The sequence below is a fragment of the Vibrio crassostreae genome, from assembly GCF_041439375.1.
GTDB lineage: Bacteria > Pseudomonadota > Gammaproteobacteria > Enterobacterales > Vibrionaceae > Vibrio > Vibrio crassostreae_D.
Genome location: NZ_JBGONY010000054.1, coordinates 24,484 through 34,132, shown reverse-complemented (window position 1 = coordinate 34,132; position 9,649 = coordinate 24,484). Strand labels below are relative to the sequence as shown.

Annotated in this window: 9 protein-coding genes; all 9 read left to right on the top strand. The window is 44.4% G+C overall.

Going from position 1 to position 9,649, the window contains the following annotated elements:
- Window positions 1-422 precede the first annotated feature (422 nt).
- Entirely contained in the window at window positions 423-1,553 is a 1,131-nt protein-coding gene (locus ACED45_RS18910; RefSeq protein ID WP_019820748.1) for a flagellin, read from the top strand.
- 81 nt (window positions 1,554-1,634) lie between these two features.
- Window positions 1,635-2,060 (top strand): flagellar protein FlaG, encoded by a 426-nt coding sequence (gene flaG / locus ACED45_RS18905; RefSeq protein ID WP_048661526.1) that lies wholly within the window; start codon window positions 1,635-1,637, stop codon window positions 2,058-2,060.
- A gap of 22 nt (window positions 2,061-2,082) precedes the next feature.
- Window positions 2,083-4,110 carry a flagellar filament capping protein FliD gene (gene fliD, locus ACED45_RS18900; protein ID WP_371714735.1) on the top strand — a complete coding sequence of 676 codons (2,028 nt, stop codon included), beginning with the start codon at window positions 2,083-2,085 and terminating at the stop codon, window positions 4,108-4,110.
- 3 nt (window positions 4,111-4,113) lie between these two features.
- Window positions 4,114-4,419, top strand: coding sequence for a flagellar protein FliT (locus tag ACED45_RS18895; protein WP_146492308.1), 306 nt, complete (start codon window positions 4,114-4,116; stop codon window positions 4,417-4,419).
- Window positions 4,420-4,431: 12 nt separating this feature from the next.
- Entirely contained in the window at window positions 4,432-4,842 is a 411-nt protein-coding gene (fliS, locus tag ACED45_RS18890; RefSeq protein ID WP_004736194.1) for a flagellar export chaperone FliS, read from the top strand.
- A 228-nt stretch (window positions 4,843-5,070) separates the two neighbouring features.
- Window positions 5,071-6,537, top strand: coding sequence for a sigma-54 dependent transcriptional regulator (locus ACED45_RS18885; protein ID WP_371714734.1), 1,467 nt, complete (start codon window positions 5,071-5,073; stop codon window positions 6,535-6,537).
- Window positions 6,538-6,721: 184 nt separating this feature from the next.
- Window positions 6,722-7,765 (top strand): sensor histidine kinase, encoded by a 1,044-nt coding sequence (locus ACED45_RS18880; protein ID WP_048661522.1) that lies wholly within the window; start codon window positions 6,722-6,724, stop codon window positions 7,763-7,765.
- Window positions 7,766-7,795: 30 nt separating this feature from the next.
- Complete coding sequence (locus ACED45_RS18875) at window positions 7,796-9,205, top strand: sigma-54-dependent transcriptional regulator (RefSeq protein WP_371714733.1); 1,410 nt, start codon at window positions 7,796-7,798, stop codon at window positions 9,203-9,205.
- 132 nt (window positions 9,206-9,337) lie between these two features.
- On the top strand, window positions 9,338-9,649 hold the full coding sequence (gene fliE / locus ACED45_RS18870) for a flagellar hook-basal body complex protein FliE (RefSeq protein WP_017060684.1): 312 nt from the start codon (window positions 9,338-9,340) through the stop codon (window positions 9,647-9,649).

The following is a 9,649-nucleotide window of genomic DNA, read 5'->3' as shown; positions in this document are numbered from 1 at the left end:
TGGTGAGAGATGAGCGCTAAACAGACCCAGCTTCGGCTGGGTTTTTTATTGCCTGCGATTTGGCGAATGTGTATTTGGAAAAGTGCAATGTTGGAAAACAGAAGCAAAAACTAGATATCAGGGATCTGCTTTGGTTTTTATGTGCAAGGCGACACTTATAAATGAGCGAGGATACGAAACTTTAGCGAATGCTGACCTATTAATTGAAGGCCGATCACATTTTTCCTTGTTGTTGAAAAGAATACGAAAAAAATCGCATTTTTTATTAAAGCTTCTAATTAAGGGGTCGTTAAAGGGATTGAGAGAAATGATATGTACCAATGTAAGGTGAGAGAGACACTGGTACATAAACAAATTGACATGTATTTGTGTGAGGTGAGAGTCACATAAGTGCATTAAAAAATGCCTAAAGGAGATCAACTATGGCGATTAATGTAAGCACTAATGTGTCTGCAATGACGGCTCAGCGCTACCTGAATAGCGCGGCTGAAGGTACTCAAAAATCAATGGAGCGTTTGTCTTCTGGCTATAAAATTAATAGCGCAAAAGATGATGCTGCAGGCCTACAAATCTCTAACCGCTTAACGTCGCAAAGCCGTGGCCTAGATATGGCTGTGAAAAACGCGAATGACGGTATCTCTATTGCACAGACTGCTGAAGGTGCGATGAATGAGTCAACCAACATTCTGCAACGTATGCGTGACCTTTCTCTTCAATCTTCAAATGGTTCAAACAGCAAATCTGAACGTGTTGCGATCCAAGAAGAAGTCTCTGCTCTAAACACAGAACTTAACCGTATTGCTGAAACGACCTCTTTTGGTGGTAACAAGCTTCTTAATGGTACTTACGGTAGCCAATCTTTCCAAATCGGTGCAGATTCTGGTGAAGCAGTAATGCTGACTATGAATAATATGCGTACCGACACTCAAGACATGGGTGGTAAGAGCTACGGCGTAGAAGAAGGCAAAGATGCTTCTTGGCGCGTAGGTGCTGGCGCTGACTTAACGATCAAATACAACGATAAGTTTGGCGAAGCACAAGAGTTGTCTATTTCTGCGAAAGAAGGCAACGATATGGAAGAGCTAGCAACTTACATCAACGGTCAAAGCCAAGACGTTAAAGCGTCTGTTGGTGAAGGCGGCAAACTGCAACTTTTCGCTTCTAGCCAAAAAGTTGATGGTGATGTTGAGTTCGGCGGCAGCCTTGCGGGTGAACTTGGTATCGGTGCAGGCAAAGATGTTACTGTTAACGACATCGACGTGACCTCGGTTGCTGGTGCAAACGAAGCGGTATCTATCATTGATGGCGCACTAAAATCTGTTGATAGTAACCGTGCATCTCTTGGTGCTTTCCAAAACCGTTTTGACCACGCAATCAGCAACTTAGATAACATCAACGAAAACGTTAATGCGTCTAAGAGCCGTATCAAAGATACCGATTACGCGAAAGAAACAACGGCTATGACTAAGTCTCAAATCCTACAACAGGCGAGTACTTCTATCCTAGCTCAAGCAAAACAGTCACCATCAGCAGCTCTAAGCTTATTGGGCTAAACTTACCTCGGTAAGTAGCGGTAAACTCTACTTTGGGTAGAGTTTTACTGTTTGGCTCATAAAGGAGGGAGGGAGAGTGTTATGGAAATATCATCCAACGCATCGAACATCCAGCCTTATGGCTCACCTAATGGCATTAAAATTGCAAGCGATGAAGGTAGTAGTGCGTCGAGTATTTCGCGACTAAAAGAAGCAACATCTTATGGCAAGGTAGAGAAATCGAAAGAGGAAGCTACCGAAGCAGCGATTCAATTAGCTCAACATAGACAAGAGTTAAATGATGAAGAGCGGGTCAAAATGGTGGAGAAGGTAAATGAGTTTATCTCTTCTCTCAATAAAGGTGTGGCTTTTAAGGTCGATGAAGAATCGGGGAGGGATGTAGTGACCATCTATGAGACCACAACCGGTGATATTATTCGCCAGATCCCTGACGAAGAAATGCTTGAAATTCTAAGACGCCTAGCAGCCCAAAACTCGAATAGTCGAATATTTGAGGTGAAGGTTTAAGTCGTATTATTGAGGTGATTTAATGAGTTTTGGTCCAATGGGGATTTCGTCTGGCATGGATATTAATTCCATGGTCAGCAAAATTGTTGATTCGGAGCGTGTACCCAAACAGCAACGAATCGACAATGAACGAACGCGAATCGATACCAGCATTAGTGCCTATGGAAGACTCAGAGAATCCCTTGATTCGATGAAAAACCTGATGACAAACTTTCGTCAGGAAAAAGCTTTTGCTGTGCGAACAGTCGAAAGTACCGATGAAGGTCTTGTTTCTGCAACCGCGACTACCGAAGCGATCGCTGGCAAATATGCCATCGATGTGTTGCAGCTTGCCCAAAGCCATAAAGTGGCTTCTGATGTATTGTCAGAGGACATGAAATTTGGCCCAGGTAAGCTGCAGGTTTCGCTTGGTGATAACAGCTTTGATGTACAAGTTGGCGACAGATCGAAACTTATCGATGTTGTTCGCAGTATAAACGGTGCTGATAGCAACCCAGGCGTTCGTGCATCTATTATCAACGATGTCGAAGGTCCAAGACTTATTGTTGCTTCGAACCAGTCTGGTTCCGATCAGCAGATCAGCATCAACGTTGAGTCAGATGCTGCTAATCCCCTAAAAAAACTCGAATACAAAACGCTTGAAGAGCGTGTTAAAGCGTTAGAGAAAGCACGCGTTGCTGCTCAAGATATTTTAGCTCTAACCCCTGCTGGAAAAGCCGTCGAACTCATCGATGAAGCGATAGCTAACGATGACCCAAATGTGAGTGGAACATTCGACGAAGATGGCAATATCATTCCAGAAGCCCAAACCAATTCTATTTCAGATGTTGACGAAGACTCTCAAAGTCTTAGCTATGGTGAGCAAGCCGCAGCCGACGGCCAAGCTGCCCTAGACGCAGCTCAGGCGGCAAAGTCGGTGATGCCTGAAGACAATATCCCTGGTTGGACAGAAACAGCCTCAGGTACTCTTTTAGACTCTTACTACACACCCGAGCTTGAGCTTGATGAAAAAGCGATAGAGAAGGCACCCGATGTGCCAGGGTGGTCAAATTCTGCCTCAGGTACTCTGACTGATTCATACGTGACACCTAAAGAAGCCCAACAGAAGCTTGAGGCTGAGCAAGCGCGTATCGAAGAGAAAATCTCACAAGAAAAAGCCGATCTGGCTGAGAAAGTTCAAAAAGGCGAATTGACCGCTGAACAAGCCAAAAAGATTGAGCGTGCGAAATTAGAACCTGAAGAGCGAGAGCTTTTAGAAAAGGTCGAGAAAGCGCAAGCTGACCTCGCGCAGGCACAACAATCTTTTGATACCTATAGCGGTATGACTGAAGTTCAGGCTGGCCAAGATTCTATGGTCGTCCTAGATGGTGTTGCTCAACTCTCTAGTAATAACAATGTGATTGAAGATGCCGTTGAAGGTATTGATATTACGGTGAAGGGAAAAACGCCAAAAGATAAGCCACCGGCAGAAATTGGTGTGGAGTACGACCGCAATAGTGTGCGTCAAGATATTGAAGCCTTCGTTAACTCTTACAATCAGTTTTACCAGGTGTCTAAGAGCTTGGCCGGTGTTGATCCAACGACCGGTCAAAAAGGGCCGCTTTCTGGAGACAGTACGGTTCGTAACGCCGATTCTCGATTGAAAGGGGTATTTTCATCAAGTATCGAAGGTGCGCCAGACAACCTCAAGTCCTTGACTGAATTTGGTATCACGACCACAAGGCAAGGCTCGCTAGAAATCAACTACGACATGCTTGACCGTCAACTCAACAATAACTTTGATAAGTTAGGTGAGTTCTTTGGCGGTAACAACGGCTTCGCCAAAAAAGTGGAAGATGCGATTCAAGGTATCACAGGTATCACGGGCTCAATTCGTACTCGAGAAAAGAGCTTAGTCGAGCAAAACTACCGTTTGGTTGATGACCAGAGCGCCCTTGATCGCCGTATGGATAGCCTTGAGAACCGTACACACTCTAAGTTCACGGCCATGCAAGATGCAACCAGTAAGATGCAATCTCAACTGGGCAGTCTGATGAATGCGTTGGGCTAATAGATGAATAGTCAGCTACAAGAGCTTTGTGAACTCGATCAATTAATTATCTCTAAACTTGAATTTAGTGAAATTAATGCTGAAGAAATAACGCAGCTTGTCGATAACAGAGAACAGTTATTGCAAAACGTGCTTCAAATAATCGACTCACATCCCGACGTTAAGCAAAGTTCTGAATGGTTAGAAGCCATTACCAGAACCAGAAAATTAGTCGAATTGATGCAGTCTGAGACGAGTCGAGTAGGTAAGACCTTACACAAATACCGTCACGGCGCTAAATCAGTTCAACAATACAAAAAGTTTTTATAGAAGAGGTTTACTATGCGCGGTTCTTTACAGGCATATAAAAAGGTATCAGTGGATAGTCAGCTAACGGCTGCCTCACCGCATAAGATTGTACAAATGCTAATGGCTGGTGCTATCGAGCGTTTGATTCAAGGCAAAGCGGCAATGCAAGCAGGCAACATCCCAGTGAAAGGTGAGCGACTTGGTAAGGCTCTAGATATCATTATTAGCCTACGTAGTTGCCTATCTATGGACGATGGTGGCGATATTGCGAAAAACCTAGATCAACTTTATGAGTTCATGATCACGCAAATTTCTGCGGCAAATCACAAAAATGACCCACAGCCTATTGATGATGTTATCGATATTATCCGTGAAATTAAGAGCGCTTGGGACCAAATTCCGAACGAATATCACAACTTGACGTCCGCTGACGTAGGTATTTAAAGAAAAATTGCAGTTTTAACCAATCTCATATCCCTTAATTGGTTGGTTGCCTTATTTTTTTAATCAAATAAAATAGAAGCCATTAGATAGCCTAATGGCTTTTTTCGTTGCTGATTTCCTAAATTTGTCCACGTAGACCATAATCATTGATACTTTTCACTGTTTTATAGACTACGTCGCTCACTGTTTTTCCGCATCGCACCAAAATAAAGGCAATAATTCCTACTTATGCAAGGTTTGGCAAAACTGCTTGTCGTCGACGATAACGCTCAAGATCGTCACAATTTAAGCACAATATTAGAGTTTGTAGGAGAGAGCTGCGAAGTAATCAGCTCTGAACAAGCACGTAAAGTTGACTGGTCACTACAGTGGGCCGGCTGCATTATTGGTACCATTAAAGGTAAAGGCTTCAACGCATTACTGAATGAGAAGCTTGTTCACGCCAATCACATCCCTTTACTGGTGATTGGCAAAAACAATCACCCGGTTGACGAGTTGACTAACTATGTTGGTGAGCTTGAACTTCCTCTTAACTACCCGCAATTAAGTGATGCATTAAGACACTGTAAAGACTTCTTAGGCCGTAAAGGTGTTCAAGTTGTGTCTTCTGCACGTAAGAACACACTGTTTCGCAGCCTAGTAGGCCAAAGTGCTGGCATTCAAGAAGTACGTCATTTAATTGAACAAGTCTCTTCTACGGAAGCAAACGTGCTGATTCTTGGTGAGTCAGGCACAGGGAAAGAAGTCGTCGCGCGTAACATTCATTACCACTCTAAACGTCGTTCAGGGCCTTTCGTACCAGTGAACTGTGGCGCGATTCCACCTGATTTGCTCGAAAGTGAATTATTTGGTCATGAGAAGGGCGCGTTTACTGGTGCAATTACCGCTCGTAAAGGCCGTTTTGAATTGGCTGAAGGTGGCACACTGTTTCTCGATGAAATTGGCGATATGCCAATGGCGATGCAAGTTAAGTTGTTGCGTGTACTGCAAGAGCGATGCTTTGAACGCGTCGGTGGTAACAGCACCATACAAGCTGATGTTCGTGTGATTGCGGCAACCCACCGCAACCTTGAAGATATGATCGATGATGATTTGTTCCGTGAAGATCTTTACTACCGCTTGAACGTATTCCCAATCGAAATGCCGGCGCTTCAGGACCGTAAAGAAGATATTCCACTGTTGCTTCAAGAGTTGATGACTCGAATGGAAGCGGAAGGCAGCATGCCTATCTGCTTTACCGCTCGTGCGATTAACTCTCTAATGGAGCACTACTGGCCAGGTAACGTTCGTGAATTAGCGAACCTGGTTGAGCGAATGGTTATCCTGTATCCAAACAGCTTGGTTGATGTGAATCACCTTCCAACTAAATATCGATACAGCGATATTCCTGAGTTCCAGCCTGAGTTTAATAGCTTTGTATCTGAAGAAGAGCAAGAGCGTGATGCACTTTCCGACTTGTTCGCAGAAGATTTCAGCTTTGATCAGCAAGATGAACTTGCTGACAACGCCAATGCACCTCAAGAGTTACCGCCAGAAGGGGTTAACCTGAAAGAGTTACTCGCGGATATGGAAGTGAATATGATCAATCAAGCCTTGGAAGCGCAAGGAGGCATTGTTGCCCGTGCTGCTGACATGCTTGGAATGCGCAGAACCACTCTGGTTGAAAAAATGCGTAAATATAACTTGCAGCGATAGTGTCCAGTTTTAGATGAAAACGAAAAACTAGCACACACTTTTTAGCTATTTGGCAATTCTAGCTAAGTGAACAGATAAACCATAGTCGAGTTGTTGCTTGCTTAACTATGTGATAAATATAGCAAATAGCCTGACTCGTGTTATACGTCTCAGGCTGTTTTAGTATTTGAGGCAAATTTTTGACATGCACGTATCGAACGAACCAGAAAATCAATCACACCTAGATTCTGTTGAGCAGCAGGTTGAACGCTATAAGCAAGTACTCGATGTAATGCCTGCAGGGGTTATCTTGTTAGATACTCATGGCGAAGTAAGAGAAGCGAACCCTGAAGCGCACCGTATCCTTGGGGTTGAGTTGGTTGGTGAGAAGTGGTTTTCAGTGATTCAAAGTGCCTTCGACCCAAAAGACGATGATGGTCATGAGATCTCATTAAAGAACGGTCGAAAGGTACGTTTGGCCATTTCAGCCTCTACTACAGGTCAGCTGATTTTGATTACCGACCTGACAGAAACTCGTCTATTGCAGTCTCGAGTGAGTGATCTTCAACGCTTGTCTTCGTTAGGTCGAATGGTGGCTTCGCTTGCTCATCAGGTCCGTACGCCGTTATCTAGTGCGATGCTGTATGCATCAAACCTTGCCGCGCCGAATCTGCCGCCGGCAACAAAAACGCGTTTTCAATCTAAGCTTATGGATAGATTGCATGACTTAGAGAAGCAAGTGAATGACATGTTGTTGTTTGCCAAAGGTGGCGATAATAAGGTGGTGAAACCTTTTACCGTGGCTGAATTGATTACCGAATTTCACCCTATGGTGGAAGCGGCATTGAAAACCAGTCAGATTGATTATTGCCAGGAAGTTGAGGGCGAACAGACTCAAATGTTTGGCAACGCCAACGCCATCGCTTCAGCGTTAAGTAACTTGGTTTTGAACGCGGTTCAAATTGCGGGTAAAGAATCGCAGATTGATGTTTTTTTTAGACCCGTAAACGGCGAGCTTAAGATATCAGTGCAAGACAGTGGGCCGGGCGTACCGAAAGAGCTTCAAGGTAAAATCATGGAACCCTTCTTTACCACTCGTTCGCAAGGTACAGGTCTAGGCTTAGCGGTTGTACAAATGGTATGTCGTGCACATGAAGGCCGACTTGAATTGATATCAGAAGAAGGGGACGGCGCATGCTTTACCATGTGCTTGCCGCTGGAAAGAAGCGCTTCTTCTGAAAACGAATAAGTTTTAACTGAATTTACACTGGAGAATCCTATGGCTCAAAGCAAAGTGTTAATCGTCGAAGATGATGAAGGTCTACGCGAAGCCCTTGTCGACACGCTCGCGCTTGCTGGCTATGAATGGCTGGAAGCGGATTGTGCGGAAGATGCTCTGGTCAAATTAAAGTCTAACTCCGTTGATATTGTCGTATCTGATGTTCAGATGGCAGGCATGGGTGGTTTGGCACTATTGAGAAATATCAAGCAGCATTGGCCAAATTTGCCTGTGCTGTTGATGACAGCTTATGCCAACATCGAAGATGCCGTTGCTGCAATGAAAGAGGGCGCCATAGACTATATGGCAAAGCCATTTGCGCCTGAAGTTCTGCTAAATATGGTGAGCCGTTATGCTCCCGTAAAATCGGATGATAATGGCGACGCTATCGTTGCCGATGAGAAAAGCATCAAGTTAATGATGTTGGCTGATAAGGTGGCTAAAACCGATGCCAACGTCATGGTATTAGGCCCAAGTGGTTCTGGTAAAGAGGTCATGTCTCGCTATATTCACAATGCTTCGAGCCGTAAAGACGGTCCATTTGTTGCGATTAACTGTGCCGCTATTCCAGATAACATGTTGGAAGCAACCCTGTTTGGCTACGATAAAGGCGCATTTACTGGCGCGATCCAAGCTTGCCCAGGGAAATTCGAGCAAGCGCAGGGCGGCACTATTTTGTTGGATGAGATCAGTGAAATGGATCTTAGCCTACAAGCCAAACTACTGCGTGTATTGCAAGAACGCGAAGTTGAGCGGTTAGGTAGCCGCAAGAGCATCAAATTAGACGTCCGCGTATTAGCGACCAGTAACCGTGATCTAAAACAGTATGTTTCTGAAGGGAACTTTCGTGAAGATTTATACTATCGCCTGAATGTATTCCCAATTTCTTGGCCTCCGCTTTGCGAGCGTAAAGGTGATATTGAGCCTTTAGCCAAGCACTTAGTTGAGCGCCATTGCACCAAACTTGGTATGCCAGTGCCAGTGATGTCAGCACAAGCAATCAGTAAACTCGTCAACTATCCGTGGCCTGGCAATGTTCGCGAATTAGACAATGTGGTACAGCGTGCGTTAATATTGAGCGAGCAAGAGAACATCTCTGGTGAGCACATTCTTCTTGAAGGTGTTGACTGGCAAGACGCAAGCAGCCTACAACAAATCGTTGAAGGCAGTGATGTTGCGGCACCAGAAATTAAGCCAGTTGCAGAAGCAAACCCAATTAATAAAATAGTTGCTAGCAGCGAAGGGCTTGGTAATGAGCTTAGAGATCAAGAGTATGCGATCATTCTTGAAACCCTGATCGCATGTAATGGCCGACGTAAAGATATGGCGGAAAAACTGGGTATTAGCCCACGCACATTACGTTACAAGTTGGCGAAAATGCGTGATGCTGGAATAGATATCCCAAACTAAGGATAGATTAGTAGTGTCAGCTTTCTGACTAGTGTATTACGATATCTAGTCAATTTAATGTGTGGCACGCTAATTGCTCTGTCAATAATATAGCTAAATAGATGGTCATAATTTTGACTCCTGAGGTAGTAGATGAGAATAGATGGTTTACAAGGCGAAATGCAGGCAATGATGGTTGAAGCTGCCAGCGCGCGTCCCGCAGCAACGGGGCAAGCGGTCGGTGCAGATTTTGGCAACATGCTGACTAATGCCATCAATAATGTGAACTCATTACAAAAGACCTCAGGTGATCTTCAAGCTCGTTTTGATAGCGGCGACCAAAGCGTATCCCTTTCGGACGTGATGATTGCTCGTAATAAATCTAGTGTGGCTTTTGAGGCGACGATCCAAATTAGAAATAAATTGGTCGAATCGTACAAAGAGCTGATGAATATGCCGGTATAA